Origin of the sequence: Micromonospora sp. DH13 (genome assembly GCF_020873825.1) — a bacterium.
Classification (GTDB): Bacteria; Actinomycetota; Actinomycetes; order Mycobacteriales; family Micromonosporaceae; genus Micromonospora; species Micromonospora haikouensis.
The window spans coordinates 100974-115421 of record NZ_JAHWGR010000010.1; the positions used below are offsets into that span (position 1 = coordinate 100974).

A 14448-nucleotide genomic window follows, 5' to 3' on the forward strand; every position below is an offset into this window, starting at 1 on the left:
GCGCGGGGCCCGTCCCACCGGGTGGTGCCGTGATCAGGAGAGGGTGAGCGTCAGGACCGCGGTGTAGTCGCCCGCCGGGGCGGACGCCGGGATCCCGAGGTTGAGCTGGGCGCCGCAGCCGAAGGTGCCGTTGCTCGCGCCGCTGGCCGAGGTGCACAGCGCGCGCGCCGTGCCCAGGCCGGTCCCGGGCGCGGCGGCCGCGCCCGGGGTGACCACGCCGGGCGTGCCGGCGAGGCCGTCGGTGACCACGGACGCGCTCGGCACCCAGCCGAGGTTGTCCGCGTCGATGCTGCCGCCGCCGGCCGAGGCGAAGTCGGAGACCTGCCCGACCAGGCTCCAGCCGGCGTTGGTGCCGCGCAGGTCGGCCACCGTGGCGGTGTTCAGCGCCCCGCTGGCGACCTGACCGTTGCTGACCGCCGGCAGCGCGACCGTGGAGCCGGCCACGCCGAGGGTCAGCGCGCCGCCGGTGACGGTGGCGGTGATCTGCTGGTCGGCGTCGCCGCCGCCCACCGGGGTGCTGCGGAACGTGACCGGGGTGAAGGTGTCCTGGCTCCGGTCGGCCGAGCCGCGGGCGGCGAAGGTGATCACGTAGCACTGCACCTGAGTGCAGTCGACCTGCGCGCCGGTGCGGTCGGTGTAGACCGCGCTGATCGGCAGGGTGGTGCGGAACGTGCCGTCGGCGTTGAGCCGGTCGCGGGCCTCCGTCGGCTCGTTCGTCTTGCTCACCCACTTGGTGACCTGGAGGACGCCGGCGTTCGTCCAGTGCTCGTCGACCTTCGGGCCGAAGGAGACGTAGATGCCGGCCGCCCCGTTGGCCTCCGGGTCGAAGCCGCTGCCCTCGACCGTGATCGTCGCCCCGGCCGGGTCGACGCCGGTGGACGGGCTGACGGCGACCGCCGGGCCGACCGGCTCGCCGCCGCCACCGGTGGAGAAGGTGAACGACAGCGGGTCGAGCGCCGCGCCGGCCGCGTAGAAGCCGTTGAACGCGCTGGCGCCCTCGGCGGTCAGCGTCGCCGCCAGGTCGGTCGCGGTCACCGTGCCGCCGCTGCCGCCCGGGTTGCCCCCGGTGACGGCGATGGTGGCGATGGTGGCCTGGCGGACCGAGACCGGCTCGGCGGCGGTGGTGGCCAGGTCGACGTCCGCCTTCAGGGCGGCGGTGCCGCCGGAGACGGCGACCGTCGGGTTGGCCAGGGTGATGGTGAACATGTGCGCCGGGTACGAGAAGACCACGGTCCCGCCGTACTCGGCGTCGATGGCGCCCGTGTCGGCGTCGTACGTGCCGCCCTTCGCGGGGAAGGTGAACGTGCCGTCGCTGTTGATGCTGGCCCCGTTGCTCGCCGCGATCGGCGGGTTGCCGTTGCCGGTGTTGACGTAGTTGCGGAACGACGACTTGAAGCCCCAGGTGAGGCTGCCGGTGCTGATGTCGGCCCCGGCCGCCGAGGCGGGTGCGGCGCCGACGAGTGCGGCCGAGGCGCCGAGGAGGGCGACCGTCGCCCACCGCAGCGACCGCCACCGGCCGGCACCGGTTCTGGATCGGACCATGCTGTTCCTTTCTCACGCCCAATACGGACAGTGGTTGAGGTTAGGCAAACCTAACTGCGACGGAACAGGGGCGAGGGGTCGAAGATCTTGGCCCGAAGAACCCCTTGTGAACTGGGGAAGTGTCGCTTAGGTTAGGCAAACCTTAGTCACGGTCGGTGCGTCAGCCGGCCGGATCCGTCATGTGGGGAGCCTGATGCGAGCACTGCGTCGCGCCGTCCTGACCGCAACACTGATCACCCTTGGTGTCGCCGCCGGTGCGGTGCCGGCCCACGCCGGCACCGGCCGAGGGGCCGGCGGGCAGGTGCTCACCGTCACGCCCAGCAGCGGCGTCGCCCGCGCGGGCGCGAGCGTCACCGTCTCCGGCACCGGCTACGACGTCACCAAGGGCATCTACGTCGCCTACTGCGTGGACAACGGCGCCGGTGCCGCGCCCAGCCCGTGCGGCGGCGGCGCCGACACCACCGGGAGCACCGGCGCCTCGCACTGGATCTCCTCCAACCCACCCTCCTACGGGGAGGGACTGGCCGTGCCGTACGGAGCGGGCGGGTCGTTCCGGGTCACCCTCACCGTCGGCACCCGCATCGGCGACGTGGACTGCACCGTCCGCCGGTGCGTGGTGGCCACCCGCGCCGACCACACCCGCCCCGCCGACCGGTCCCAGGACGTCCGGGTGCCGATCACCTTCGCCGCCGCGGCCACCCCCGCCCGTACCAGCGCCGCGCCGGCCAGCACCGGGACCGCCGGCACGGCCACCACCGGGCCCGCCGCGCGCACCACCGCCCCGCCGGCCGCCACCACGGCCGCCGCCCCGGTCGCCGCCGCGCCCGCCGGCAGCGCGGCGCCGGCCGCCACCGGCGCCGACGCGGTCGCCGCCCCGGGCGGCACCGTCGACCCCGCCGCCCAGGTCACCCGGGTCAGCGCCGCCTCCGGCACCGGCGGCTGGTGGCTCGCCGCGCTGGTCCTGCCGCTGCTCGGGCTGACGCTGCTCGCCGGCCTGCGCCGCCGTCGGCGAAAGGCCGCCCCGTGACCCGCCGTGCCGTCGCCCGCCGTGCGGTCGTGCCCGTCCGGGGCCTTGCGCCGCTGGCCGCCCTGCTGCTGCTCGCCGGCGCCCTGACCGGCTGCACCGCCCCGGCGGCCGGCGGCGAGACCCCCTCCGCCACCTCCTGCGGCCCGGTCACCGCCGCCCTGCCCGACACCGACGTCACCCCGCTCGACCCCGTGCCGACCCCGGCCCTGCCGGTCACCGTCACCTCCGCCGACGGCGTCGCCACCACGGTCACCGACGCGACGCGGATCCTGCCCGTCAACCTTTACGGCTCGATCGCCGAGATCGTGTTCAGCCTCGGCCTCGGCGGCAACGTCGTCGGCCGGGACACCTCGACCACCTTCCCGGCCGCCGCGCACCTGCCCGTGGTCACCCCCGCCGGGCACGACCTGTCCGCCGAGGCGGTGCTCGCCCTCGCCCCCACCGTGGTCCTCGCCGACGACAGCATCGGCCCACCCGAGACGCTGCGCCAGCTGCGCGCCGCCGGCATCCCCGTCGTCCTCGTCGCCGCCGAGCAGACCCTCGACGCCGTACCCGCACACGTGCGGGCGATCGCCGCCGCGCTCGGCGTCGGCGAGGCCGGCGAGCGGCTCGTCGCCCGGGTCCAGGGCGAGATCGCCGCCGCCCGCGACGGCGTGCCCGACGATGCGTCGCCCCGCGTCGCCTTCCTCTACCTGCGCGGCACCGCCGGGGTCTACCTGATCGGCGGCCGGGGCGCCGGCTCCGACGCGATGATCGAGGCGGCCGGCGGGGTGGACGCCGGCACCGCGATCGGCCTGGCGAAGTTCCGGCCGCTGACCAGCGAGGGCCTGATCAACGCGGCCCCCGACGTGATCCTGGTGATGAGCGGCGGGCTGGCGTCCGTCGGCGGCGTCGACGGCCTGCTCGGGCTCCCCGGCGTGGCGCAGACCCCCGCCGGGGCCGCCCGCCGGATCGTCGACATGGACGACGGCGTCCTGCTCACCTTCGGCACCCGCTCCGGCCGGGTCGTGCGGGCCCTGGCCGACGCGCTGCACTGCCAGGGCCGGTCGTGACCGCCACCGACACCCCACCGGCCACCGACACCCCACCGGCCACCGTGGACGCCGCGCCGCAGGACGCCCGGCCCGGCGGGACCCGGCGCGCTGCGCTCCTGCTCGCCGGGCTCGCCGCCGGCCTGCTGCTGGTCGCCCTGCTCGCCGCCGGCCGGGGGCAGGTGGCGGTCGCCCCTGCGGAGGTGCTCGGCTCGGTGCTGCACCGGCTCGGCCTGGACGTCGGTCCCCGCCCCGCCGCCCCGCACGGCGAGAGCGCGCTGTGGCTCGTCCGTTTCCCCCGGGTGACGCTCGCCGCCGTGGTCGGCGCGGCGCTCGGCTGCTCCGGGGCGGTGATGCAGGGCGTCTTCGGCAACCCGCTGGCCGAACCCGGCGTCATCGGCGTCTCCGCGGGCGCGGCCCTCGGCGCGGCCCTGGCCATCGTCACCGGCGTCACCGTCCTCGGTGGCTGGACGGTGCCGGCCGCCGCGTTCGCCGGCGGGCTCGCCACCACCTGGCTGGTCTACACGCTCGCCCGCTCCGGCGGCCGGACCGAGGTGGTCACCCTCGTGCTCACCGGCGTCGCCGTCAACGCCGTCGCCGGTGCCGCCATCGGGCTGCTGATGTTCGTCGCCGACGAGTCCGGCGTGCAGGCCATCGCGTTCTGGAACCTCGGCAGCCTCGCCCAGGCGAGCTGGTCGGCCGTCGGGCTGGCCGCCCCCTGCCTCGCGGTCGGCCTGGCCGCCACCCTCGCCGACGCCCGCCGGCTCGACCTGCTCGCCCTCGGCGAACGGTCCGCCCGCCACCTCGGCGTCGACGTGGAACGGCTGCGCGTGCGGATGATCGTGGTGACCGCGCTGCTCGGCGCGGCCGCGGTCGCCTTCACCGGCATCATCAGCTTCGTCGGCCTGGTCGTGCCGCACCTGGTGCGGATGGTCGCCGGCCCCGGGCACCGGCTGCTGCTGCCGGCCAGCGCGCTCGGCGGCGCGATCGTGGTCGTCGCCGCCGACCTCGCCGCCCGCACCCTCGTCGACTACCAGGAACTGCCGCTGGGGGTGCTCACCGCGGTCGTCGGCGGGCCCGCGTTCTTCTGGCTGCTGCGGCGCACCAGGGACCGCGCGGGAGGCTGGGCGTGACCGGGCCCGGGAACCCGACCCCCTCCGGCGGCCCAGGACTTTCGCGCGGGCGGGTGCGGCTGCGCGTGCTCGGCCGGAGGTCGGCACCGCAGCCGCCGACCCCGGCGACGCCGGGCAGCACCCGGATCCGGGTCGCCGGGCTGCGGGTCGAACGCGCCGGCCGGCCGGTCCTCGACGGCGTCGACCTCGCCGTCCGCGCCGGTGAGGTGCACGCCCTGGTCGGGCCCAACGGCGCCGGCAAGTCCACCCTGCTGGCCGCCGCCAGCGGCGACCTGCCGGCCGTGGCCGGGACCGTCGAGGTCGACGGCCGGCCCCTCGGCGGATGGTCGGCCGTGGAACTGGCGATGCGCCGGGCGGTGCTGACCCAGCGGCACACCCTGAGCTTCCCGTTCGCCGTCGTCGACGTCGTCCGGATGGGGCGCGCGCCCTGGACCGGGCGGCCCGAACAGGCGCACGACGACGCGATCGTCGCCGAGAGCATGCGGCGCTGCGACGTGATCCGGTTCGCCGCCCGGCCGTTCCCCACCCTCTCCGGCGGCGAGCAGGCCCGCGCGGCGTTGGCCCGGGCGCTGGCGCAGCGGGCCGGGGTGCTGCTGCTCGACGAGCCGACCGCCGCCCTCGACCTGCACCACCAGGAGCTGGTCATGCGGATCGCCCGCGACCGCGCCGAGGCCGGGGACGCCGTCGTGGTGGTGCTGCACGACCTCGCCCTGGCCGGGGCGTACGCCGACCGGATGACCCTGCTCGCCGACGGACGGGTACGGGCCACCGGGGCACCGGCCGCCGTCCTGACCGCACCCCTGCTCAGCGAGGTCTACCGGCACGACATCGAGGTCGTGCCGCACCCGCGTACCCGCCTGCCGCTGGTCGTGCCCCGCCGGGGCCCGGCCCACCGCACCGCCGTTCCGGAGGAATAGATGAGCACGCCACCCATCCCGTTCTCGGCCCGGCTGCGGGCCGCCAGCCAGGGGGCCCACGCCGCCGCCGAGAGTCAGCGCTACGTCACGGCGCTGGTCGCCGGCGACGTGGACCTCGCCGGCTACGTCGACCTCGTGGTGCAGCACCACGCCCTGTACCAGGCGTTGGAGTCGGCCGCCGAGGCGATGCGCGACGACCCGCTCGCCGGGCCGTTCGTCGACGACGCGTTGACCCGGCTGCCCGCGCTGGAGACGGACCTGACGCACCTGGTCGGGCCGGACTGGGCGCGGCGGAGCGCAGTGCATCCCGCGACGCGGGCCTACGCCGACCGGATCCGCGCCGTCGCCACCACGTCCCCGGAGCGCTTCGTCGCCCACCACTACACCCGCTACCTCGGCGACCTCTCCGGCGGCCGGCACATCGGCCGGGCCGTCGCCCGGCGGTACGGGCTGAGCGGGCAGGCGGGGGCCGGCTTCTACGCGTTCGACCGGATCACCCGGCCGAAGGCGTACAAGGACGCCTACCGGGCGCGGCTGGACGCCCTGCCGCTCGACCCGGCGGCCGAGGCCGCCCTGCTGGAGGAGGTGCTGCTGGCGTACCGGCACAACACGGCGGTCTTCGCCGCGTTGGCCCGGCACGTGCCCGACGCCGACCCCGGGGCGACGGAGGCCGTGGCGTGACCGGCCGGCCGCACCGAACCGCGCCCGACGACGCCGGGCACCCGTCCGACGCGGACCCCGGCAAACCGCTCGACGCGGACGCCGGGCAACCGTTCGACGCCGACACCGTGCACGCGGTCTGCCGGCACATGAACGCCGACCACGCCGACGACTCGCTGCTGATCTGCCGCACCCTCGGCGGCTGCCCGGACGCCACCCGGGCGCGGGCGACCGGGCTGGACGCCGACGGCATGGACTTCGCCGTCGCCGTCGCCGGCATCGAGGTGCCGGTGCGGATCCCGTTCGCCCGCCGGATCAGCGAGCGGGCCGAGATCCGCCAGGAGGTGGTCCGGATGTACGAGCAGGCGTGCGACGCGCTCGGCGTGCCGCCCCGTTCGGCTGAGAGAAACAGCAGGTCAAGGCCCGGTCTCAAGTGAAGTTACTGACTGGTAAGTCATTGACGGGAGGTGAACGACAGCCCTAGCGTTCCTCTTGTTCGAACGGCGTACGGTTCACCCGAACGGTCTGCGGTCGGGGGCGGTAGGTCCAGACAGGAGGCCCGCGCATGGTCGACGAGAAGCTGCGGCAGCTCCTCTCGCCGGTCCGCATCGCCTCGCTGACCCTGCGCAACCGGGTCTTCGTCCCGGGCCACACCACCAACTTCGGCCTGCACAACGAGCCCACGGCCCGACTCGCCGCCTACCACGCCGAGCGGGCCCGTGGCGGCGTCGGGCTGATCATCACCGAGGCGATCCGGGTGCACCCCACCAGCGCCGGACGCAGCATCAGCCTCGGCGCCTTCACCGACGCGTGCGTCCCGGCGTACCAGCGGGTCACCGACGCCGTGCACGAGCACGGCGCCCGGATCTTCGCCCAGATCATGCACGCCGGCCGGCAGGCCAACGGCGACGCCACCCGCACCGCCGCCTGGTCCTCCTCCCCGGTGGCGTGGGCCGCCGGGGCGCACGTGCCGCACGCCATGGGCCGGCGCGACCTCGCCACCGTCGTCGACGCGTTCGCCGCAGCCGCCCGCCGGATGCGGCGGGCCGGCTTCGACGGGCTGGAGGTCCACGCCGGACACGGGCACCTGCTCCAGCAGTTCCTCTCCCCGCACACCAACTGCCGCGACGACGACTACGGCGGCAGCCTGGCCAACCGGATGCGGCTCACCCGGGAGGTGCTCGACGCCGTCCACGCCGCCACCGACCTGCCGGTCGGGCTGCGGATCAGCGCCGACGAGTTCCTCCCCGGTGGGCTCGACCCCGACGCGATGGTGGAGATCGTCGCCCGGCTGCGCGCCGACCACCCGCTGGCCTACGTCCACGTCAGCCACTCCGCCTACCACGGCAGCTGGTCGCTGGCCACCCAGATGGCCGACATGAGCTTCGGGCACGCGCCCTTCCGCCACCACGCCGCCCAGTTCTCCCGGGAGTTCCCCGACCTGCCGGTGCTGGCGGTCTGCCGGCTCGACAGCCTGCCCGAGGCGGCCGAACTGATCGTGGCGGGCGAGGCGGACCTGGTCGGCCTGGCCCGCCCGCACATCGCCGACCCGCACCTGGTCCGCAAGGCCGTCGAGGGCCGGCAGCACGAGACGCGCTCCTGCCTGGCCTGCAACCAGGGCTGCATCGCCCGCGTCGAGGCCAGCCTGCCGATCACCTGCGTGGTCAACCCCGAGGTCGGCGTCGAACGGGAGTGGGCCGCGGCCCGGCGTCGGCCCGTGCCAGCCCGTCGGGTGCTGGTGGTCGGCGGCGGCCCGGCCGGCCTGGCCGCCGCCACCGCCGCCCGCCGCGCCGGCCACCGGGTCACCCTCGCCGAGGCGGCCGACGACCTCGGCGGCCAGGTCCGCGTCGCGGCCCGGGTGCCCGGCCGGGAACGGCTCGGCCTGCTCACCCGCGACCTCGCCGCCGAGGCCCACGCCGCCGGCGTCGAGATCCTCCTCGGCCACCGGGTCACCGCCGCCGGGGTACGCGCCGGCGGATACGACGACGTGGTGGTGGCCACCGGCTCCCGCCCCGCCCGCCGCGCCCTGCCCGGCGGGCCACCCGTGCTCGACCTGTGGCAGGCGGTCGACCTGCTCGCCGCGCCCGACGCCGGCACCGGCGCGTACGTCGTCCTCGACGACGACGGCACCTGGGCGGCGTCCTCCGTCGCCGAGGCGCTGGCCCGGCGGGGCGCCCGGGTGCACCTCGTCTCCCCGACGGCGAGCCTCGCCGCCCGGATCACCACCTACTCCCGACTGGCGCTGCTGCGGCGCTTCACCGAACTCGGTGTCGTCGTCCATCCACTGCGGACACCCCGCGTCGTGGGCGGCGACACGATCGCCCTGACCGGCCCACTGGCCGGCGCCGACGTTCCCGTCGCCGGCGTCACCGCCGTCGTCGACGCCGCAGCGCCGGCCGCCGACGACACCCTGTTCCGCCACCTGGACGCGGCACCCGACGGACCCCGGATCCACCTCGTCGGTGACGCCAACGCACCCCGCACCACGCTGGAGGCGGTCTACGAGGGCCGGTTCGCCGGCGCGTTCCTCGGCCGCCACGACAGCCCCGACGCCGCCGCGGTGGCCCTCGCCTACTGACCACGTCGGTGGCGGACCCCCGCCGGCACCGACCCGAGCATCCCCTCACCGAGCCGCCCGCCTCACCGGGCCGGCGCGACGCAAGGAGATCCGCATGCTGGACATCGAGGATCGACTCACCCTCGACGAACGCTCCGCCGTGGACTTCGTCCTCGGCCTGCGCAAGCGCTGGGCGGACACCGTCTACCCCGCCCTGACCCGGGAGTACGCCGCCACCGGCGAACCGGCGGCCACCATCGCCGACGCCGGCGCGACCCTGCGCGACCTGCCGCTCTACCCGTGGTTCAGCCACCTGGAGCGGGTGCAGCAGAAGATGCTGTGGAAGGCCGCCGGGGAGGCCGTCCTGGGCCGCCGCGACGAGCTGGCCGCCCAGCTCGCCGAGGTGCCGGCGCAGCCGCTCGGCGCGCTCACCCTCGACCCCGACGTGGACCTGCCCACCTGGTACACCGACTACGACATCCACATCCAGCCGGGCGGCTTCTTCTCCGACGACATGTCCGCCTACGTCTACGAGTTCGGCGCGCGCATCGTCATGCTGCGCGACAACGACGGCTACAAGTTCCACCGGCTGTTCACCGAGACCGCGCTGCCGGACCTGCCGGGGGCCACCAGGGTCGTCGACATCGGCTGCGGGTTCGGCAAGAGCACCCGCCCGCTGGTCGGCCGCTACCCGTCGGCGCAGGTCATCGGCGTCGACCTGGCCGCGCCCGGGCTGCGCCTGGCGCACGCCGAGGCCGAGGCGCAGGGGCTGGCCATCGACTACCGGCAGGCCGACGGGCGGGCCACCGGCCTCGACGACGCCTCCTGCGACGTGGTCACCGGCACGATGGTCCTGCACGAGATGCCCGCCGAGGCGATCCGGGAGACGATCGTCGAGGCGGCCCGCCTGCTCAAGCCCGGTGGCGCGCTGCGCTTCCTGGAGTTCCAGCTCACCGGCGACCCGCTGCGCGACGCCACCGTCTACGAGCACGCCGAGCGCAACAACGAGCCGTTCTTCCACGCGCTGTTCGGCTCCGACCTGCTCGCCGTCTGCGCCGAGGCCGGCCTGGTCGACGCGAGCTGGACCCCGTTCGACGAGCGCCGCGACGGCGTACGCCCCGAGGGCTGGGGCGACCGGGTCGAGTGGCACTTCCCCTGGGCCGTGCTGGCCGCGACGAAGCCGGAGGCGTGATGAGCACCGAGTTCGACTACTTCGGCGACCCCCGCCTCGGCAAGCTGCTCGACCTGGTGCTGCAGCTCTCCACCGAGCTGCACGTCGACCGGCAGCGGCTGCGGGCGCTGGAGCAACTGCTCGTCCGCCGCGACGTGCTCGGCCCCGGCGACCTCGACGGCTTCACCGCCGACGCCGACGGGCAGGCCGTGCTCGACCGGGAACGCGACCTGCTGCTGACCCGGCTGATGCGCATCCTCACCGAGCAGGGCCCGGCCGAGCACCCGCTGCGCGACCAGTGGGAAGCGGCCCTGAGCGGCAAGAGCGGCTGATGGACGCCGCCGGGCTGGTCGACCACTACCTGCAGCTCTGCGAGGACCGCGACCTCGACCGGGCCGGGCGGCTGCTCGCCCCGGGGGCGCTGATCGTCTTCCCCGGCGGACGTCGCTTCGCCTCCCTGCCCGAGCTGGCGTCGGCGTCGACCGGCACCTACCGGTGGGTGCGCAAGCACCGCGACCGGTACCTGGTCGGCGCCGCCGCCGACGGCGTCTCGGTGACCTCCCTCGGCCGCCTGTACGGGCAGTGGCCCGACGGCGAGCCGTTCGACGGGATCCGCTACGCCGACGTGTTCGTCCTGCGCGACGGGCTGATCGTCGAGCAGCACGTCTACAACGACCTCGCCATCGCCGTGGCGTCGCGGGACCCGTCCCGCTGACCCTCCCCGGGCCGCCCGGCCCACCGGCCGCACCACGGCCGGCATCACCGAACCGTCCCACCCGCCGCGTGGATCCCGCGCGGCCGATCTTCCCTACCCAAAGAACCCTGAGGACGAGGTGTCGATATGAAGCAGAAGTGGGGTGTGCTGCCGGCGGTGTTGGTCGCCGCGCTGGCCCTGGCCGGATGTGGGGGCTCCGGCGACGACGCGGCGGCCGAGGAGGGGGCGCCGGCGAAGCTGACCTTCGCCATCGCCTCCGCGGTCATCGGTCCCAAGGAGGAGGTGGCCGTCTACGCGGTGGCCAAGGAGCTCGGCTACTTCGCGGAGGAGAAGCTCACCGTCGAGACGATCAACACCGACGGCTCCGTCGCCGCCCTGCAGGCCGTCGCCTCGGGCAGCGCCGACCTGACCGCCGCCGACAGCGGTTCCATCCTCGGCGCGGTCGAGAAGAACGTGCCGGTCAAGGCCATCGGCGGCCTGGTGCAGAACTGGCCGTGGGTGATGGCGGTGAAGCCGGACAGCACGCTCACCGGCGGCGCCGACCTCAAGGGCAAGAAGATCGGCGTGATCAGCCTGGCCTCCGGCTCCGCGCCGTACGCCCGGGCCTTCGTCGCCGCCGCCGGCCTCGACCCGGCCAAGGACGTGGAGCTGCTGCCGGTCGGCGTCGGCGCGCCGGCCGCCGCCGCGCTCAACGACGGCAAGGTCGACATGCTGGCCCTCTACACGCAGGCGTACGCAGTGATCGAGAACTCCGGGATCACGCTGAAGTACCTCGACAACCCCGACGCCTTCGACGGCATCCGGTCGCTGAGCTTCGCCGTCGGCGCCCGCAAGCTCGACGACAACAAGGACGTCTACACCCGGTTCCTGCGGGCGGCGTACAAGGCGATGCTCTTCTCCGCGAAGAACCCGGAGGCCGCCATGCGGATCGGCTACCAGGTGTTCCCGCAGATCCTCGCCGGCAAGCAGGCCGCCGACCAGTTGCCGGCCGACACCCGCAGCCTCACCGCCTGGCTGAAGACCGCCACCCCGGCGTCGGGCACGCCCGACCAGTTCGGCGACTGGGGCGCGATCAGCGACCAGGAGTGGACCAAGACCCAGGCGTACACCAAGGAAGCCGGCCAGATCACCGGGGACGTGCAGCTCGGCGACGTGTGGGAGCCGGGCCTGCTCGCCGGGGCCAACGACTTCGACAAGGCCGCGGTGCTCGACAAGGCCGCCAACTACCCCGCCAAGTAGCGGCAGCGGACGCGGAAGGGAATTCGATGGCCATCAAGGCGATGGGTCGCCGGACGCAGCAGCCGGCAACGGTGTCGGAGGACTCCTGGATCGAGGTCGCCGGGCTGGACAAGCAGTACCGGCCGCGCCGGTCGGCACCGACCCAGGCCCTGCACGACATCAACCTGACCGTACGCCGCGGCGAGTTCATCTCGGTCGTTGGCCCGTCGGGTTGCGGCAAGACCACCCTGCTCAAGATCCTCGCCGGGTTGAGCCCGAAGACGGCCGGCACGGTGCGGATCGCCGGCACCGAGGTGGTCCGCCCCCTCCGCGAGGTCGGGATGGTGTTCCAGGCCCCCACGCTGCTGCCCTGGCGCACCATCTTCGACAACGTCATGGTGCCGGCGGAGATCCAGAAGCTGGATCCCGCCCGGCACCGGGCCCGCGCCCAGGAGCTGCTGGACATGGTGGGCCTGACCGGCTTCGAGCGGAAGTATCCGCACGAGCTCAGCGGCGGCATGCAGCAGCGCGCCGGCATCTGCCGTGCGCTGGTGCACGACCCCGCCGTCCTGCTGATGGACGAGCCGTTCGGCGCGCTCGACGCGATGACCCGCGAGTACATGAACGTCGAGCTGCTGCGCATCTGGCGGGAGAGCGGACAGACCGCGGTGCTGGTCACCCACTCCATCCCGGAGGCGGTCTTCCTCTCCGACCGGGTGGTGGTGCTCAGCCCCCGCCCCGGCCGGATCGCCGAGATCCTCACCATCGACCTGGACCGGCCCCGCGACCTGGGCGTCATGTCCTCCGACCGGGCCGGCGTCTACGTCGACCGCATCCGCCGCCACTTCAACGCCGCCGGCGTCATCGACTGAGGAGGTGCCGCCATGACAGACACCGAGGTAGTGGACACCACCGCCCCGGCCCCCGGGCCGACGGCCACCCGGCGACGCCGGGTCGACCTGCGCGAACGCCCCCAGCTCTGGCTCGTCCCCACGGTCTTCGTCGTGGTCGTGCTCGCCTGGGAGTACGGCACCCGGCTGCTGGACGTCGACGAGTACGTGCTGCCCCGCCCCTCCCAGATCGTCGAGGCGCTGCACCGGCAGCTCACCGACGAGCAGTTCTGGGGCCACTTCTGGGTCACCACCCAGGAGGCGCTGCTCGGCTTCGCCATCGGCGTCGGCGCGGCCGTGCTGCTGGGCACCTTCATCTCCCAGATCAAGGTGGTCGAGGCCACCCTGATGCCGTACATCGTGGCGTTCCAGACCGTGCCGAAGGTCGCCCTCGCGCCGCTGTTCGTGCTCTGGTTCGGCTTCGGGCTCACCAGCAAGGTGGTCATGGCCGCCGTCATCTCGTTCTTCCCGATGCTGGTCAACGTCATCGAGGGGCTGCGGGCCGCCGACGCCGACCGGATCCAGATGCTCACCGTCTTCGGGGCCAGCCGGGCGCAGATCTTCCGGATGGTGCGGCTGCCCAGCGCGCTGCCGTTCATCTTCGCCGGCCTGGACATCGGCATCGTCTTCGCCATCCTCGGCGCGGTCGTCGGCGAGTTCATCGGCGCGAAGGAGGGCCTGGGCTACCTGCTGCTGCAGACCAACTACAACTTCGACATCGCCGGCATGTTCGCCGTGCTGGTTGTGCTGTCGGTGATGGGGCTGGTCGCGCACTTCGTCATCCGGCTGTTGCAGCGTCGGCTCGCCTTCTGGGCCGAGGACACCAAGGTGATCGGCGCATGACCGGCACCGGCGACGTCAACCGCTTCGACGGCCGGGTCGCCCTGGTCACCGGCGCGGCGCGGGGCATCGGCGCGCGGATCGCCGCCACCCTCGCCGCGCGGGGCGCGGTCGTCGCCCACGCCGACCTGGCCGACGTCGACGACCCCGGCGGGCCGCACAGCCGCCACCGGGTCGACATCCGCTCGGCGCGCTCCTGCGCGGGCCTGGTCGCCGGGGTCCTCGACCGGCACGGCCGGCTCGACCTGCTGGTCAACAACGCCGGCGTGGTCCGCCGGGGGCCGGCGGCCACGATGACCGAGGAGGACTTCACCACCGTCCTGGACGTCAACCTCACCGGCACGTTCCGGATGTGCCAGGCGGCGTACCCGGCGCTGCGCGCCGCCCGGGGCGCCGTGGTGAACCTCGGCTCCACCAACGGGCACATCGCCGTGCTGAACACCGTCGGCTACTGCGTCAGCAAGGCCGGGGTGCTGCACCTGACCCGGGTGCTGGCCCTGGAGTGGGCGCGCGACGCCATCCGGGTCAACGCGGTCGGCCCGACCATCGTCCCCACCGACATGACCACCGACGTGCGCGGCGACGCCGCGTACCTCGCCGAGAAGCTGGCCACCATCCCGCTCGGCCGGATGGCGCACCCCGACGACGTCGCCAACGCCGTCGCCTACCTGCTCAGCGACGCCGCCGCGATGGTCACCGGCCAGACCGTCTTCGTCGACGGCGGCGTCACCATCCACTGAGCCCCGC

General features: G+C 74.6%; 15 protein-coding genes. 14 read left to right on the top strand and 1 reads right to left on the bottom strand.

From position 1 onward, the window contains the following. Positions 1 to 33: 33 nt before the first annotated feature. Positions 34 to 1542 (bottom strand): HtaA domain-containing protein, encoded by a 1509-nt coding sequence (locus LPA42_RS12640; RefSeq protein WP_077939758.1) that lies wholly within the window; start codon positions 1540 to 1542, stop codon positions 34 to 36. 193 nt (positions 1543 to 1735) lie between these two features. Between LPA42_RS12640 and LPA42_RS12645 the strand changes: the two genes are divergently transcribed. From LPA42_RS12645 to LPA42_RS12710, 14 genes are all read left to right on the top strand, one after another. Then, positions 1736 to 2569 carry a hypothetical protein gene (locus LPA42_RS12645; RefSeq protein ID WP_091281369.1) on the top strand — a complete coding sequence of 278 codons (834 nt, stop codon included), beginning with the start codon at positions 1736 to 1738 and terminating at the stop codon, positions 2567 to 2569. Further along, entirely contained in the window at positions 2566 to 3621 is a 1056-nt protein-coding gene (locus LPA42_RS12650) for a hemin ABC transporter substrate-binding protein (RefSeq protein WP_228986565.1), read from the top strand. The genes LPA42_RS12645 and LPA42_RS12650 overlap by 4 nt, the downstream gene beginning before the upstream one ends. After that, a complete protein-coding gene (locus LPA42_RS12655) occupies positions 3618 to 4733 on the top strand; it encodes an iron ABC transporter permease (protein WP_077939765.1) in 1116 nt (371 codons plus the stop codon). The genes LPA42_RS12650 and LPA42_RS12655 overlap by 4 nt, the downstream gene beginning before the upstream one ends. Further along, positions 4730 to 5650, top strand: a complete 921-nt coding sequence (locus LPA42_RS12660; protein WP_228986566.1) for a heme ABC transporter ATP-binding protein — start codon at positions 4730 to 4732, stop codon at positions 5648 to 5650. Before LPA42_RS12655 ends, LPA42_RS12660 begins: the two co-directional genes overlap by 4 nt. Next, positions 5651 to 6331: a heme oxygenase (biliverdin-producing) gene (locus tag LPA42_RS12665; RefSeq protein ID WP_077939767.1), complete on the top strand. Its 681-nt coding sequence runs from the start codon at positions 5651 to 5653 to the stop codon at positions 6329 to 6331. Further along, entirely contained in the window at positions 6328 to 6747 is a 420-nt protein-coding gene (locus tag LPA42_RS12670; protein WP_228986567.1) for a DUF2470 domain-containing protein, read from the top strand. Before LPA42_RS12665 ends, LPA42_RS12670 begins: the two co-directional genes overlap by 4 nt. A gap of 128 nt (positions 6748 to 6875) precedes the next feature. Beyond that, the gene (locus LPA42_RS12675) at positions 6876 to 8888 is read left to right on the top strand and encodes an FAD-dependent oxidoreductase (protein WP_077939768.1); all 2013 of its coding nucleotides are present in this window, start codon (positions 6876 to 6878) and stop codon (positions 8886 to 8888) included. Positions 8889 to 8982: 94 nt separating this feature from the next. Beyond that, a complete protein-coding gene (locus LPA42_RS12680; RefSeq protein WP_077939769.1) occupies positions 8983 to 10059 on the top strand; it encodes a class I SAM-dependent methyltransferase in 1077 nt (358 codons plus the stop codon). Continuing rightward, positions 10059 to 10370 (top strand): hypothetical protein, encoded by a 312-nt coding sequence (locus LPA42_RS12685; protein ID WP_077939770.1) that lies wholly within the window; start codon positions 10059 to 10061, stop codon positions 10368 to 10370. Before LPA42_RS12680 ends, LPA42_RS12685 begins: the two co-directional genes overlap by 1 nt. Then, positions 10370 to 10753, top strand: a complete 384-nt coding sequence (locus LPA42_RS12690; protein WP_077939771.1) for a nuclear transport factor 2 family protein — start codon at positions 10370 to 10372, stop codon at positions 10751 to 10753. Before LPA42_RS12685 ends, LPA42_RS12690 begins: the two co-directional genes overlap by 1 nt. Positions 10754 to 10879: 126 nt before the next feature. Continuing rightward, entirely contained in the window at positions 10880 to 11992 is a 1113-nt protein-coding gene (locus LPA42_RS12695; RefSeq protein WP_077939772.1) for an ABC transporter substrate-binding protein, read from the top strand. Positions 11993 to 12018: 26 nt separating this feature from the next. Continuing rightward, positions 12019 to 12843 (top strand): ABC transporter ATP-binding protein, encoded by an 825-nt coding sequence (locus tag LPA42_RS12700; RefSeq protein WP_176734254.1) that lies wholly within the window; start codon positions 12019 to 12021, stop codon positions 12841 to 12843. Between the two features lie 12 nt (positions 12844 to 12855). Further along, positions 12856 to 13704: an ABC transporter permease gene (locus LPA42_RS12705; RefSeq protein WP_077939773.1), complete on the top strand. Its 849-nt coding sequence runs from the start codon at positions 12856 to 12858 to the stop codon at positions 13702 to 13704. After that, positions 13701 to 14441: an SDR family NAD(P)-dependent oxidoreductase gene (locus LPA42_RS12710; RefSeq protein ID WP_077939774.1), complete on the top strand. Its 741-nt coding sequence runs from the start codon at positions 13701 to 13703 to the stop codon at positions 14439 to 14441. Before LPA42_RS12705 ends, LPA42_RS12710 begins: the two co-directional genes overlap by 4 nt. The last annotated feature ends 7 nt before the right edge of the window (positions 14442 to 14448 follow it).

Bases quoted from the DNA above. Each gene is read 5' to 3' on its own strand.
- LPA42_RS12665 (WP_077939767.1), top strand. From the start codon at position 5,651: ATGAGCACGCCACCCATCCCGTTCTCGGCCCGGCTGCGGGCCGCCAGC.
- LPA42_RS12700 (WP_176734254.1), top strand. From the start codon at position 12,019: ATGGCCATCAAGGCGATGGGTCGCCGGACGCAGCAGCCGGCAACGGTG.
- LPA42_RS12710 (WP_077939774.1), top strand. From the start codon at position 13,701: ATGACCGGCACCGGCGACGTCAACCGCTTCGACGGCCGGGTCGCCCTG.
- LPA42_RS12705 (WP_077939773.1), top strand. From the start codon at position 12,856: ATGACAGACACCGAGGTAGTGGACACCACCGCCCCGGCCCCCGGGCCG.
- LPA42_RS12640 (WP_077939758.1), bottom strand. From the start codon at position 1,542: ATGGTCCGATCCAGAACCGGTGCCGGCCGGTGGCGGTCGCTGCGGTGG.
- LPA42_RS12690 (WP_077939771.1), top strand. From the start codon at position 10,370: ATGGACGCCGCCGGGCTGGTCGACCACTACCTGCAGCTCTGCGAGGAC.
- LPA42_RS12680 (WP_077939769.1), top strand. From the start codon at position 8,983: ATGCTGGACATCGAGGATCGACTCACCCTCGACGAACGCTCCGCCGTG.
- LPA42_RS12695 (WP_077939772.1), top strand. From the start codon at position 10,880: ATGAAGCAGAAGTGGGGTGTGCTGCCGGCGGTGTTGGTCGCCGCGCTG.
- LPA42_RS12645 (WP_091281369.1), top strand. From the start codon at position 1,736: ATGCGAGCACTGCGTCGCGCCGTCCTGACCGCAACACTGATCACCCTT.
- LPA42_RS12685 (WP_077939770.1), top strand. From the start codon at position 10,059: ATGAGCACCGAGTTCGACTACTTCGGCGACCCCCGCCTCGGCAAGCTG.
- LPA42_RS12675 (WP_077939768.1), top strand. From the start codon at position 6,876: ATGGTCGACGAGAAGCTGCGGCAGCTCCTCTCGCCGGTCCGCATCGCC.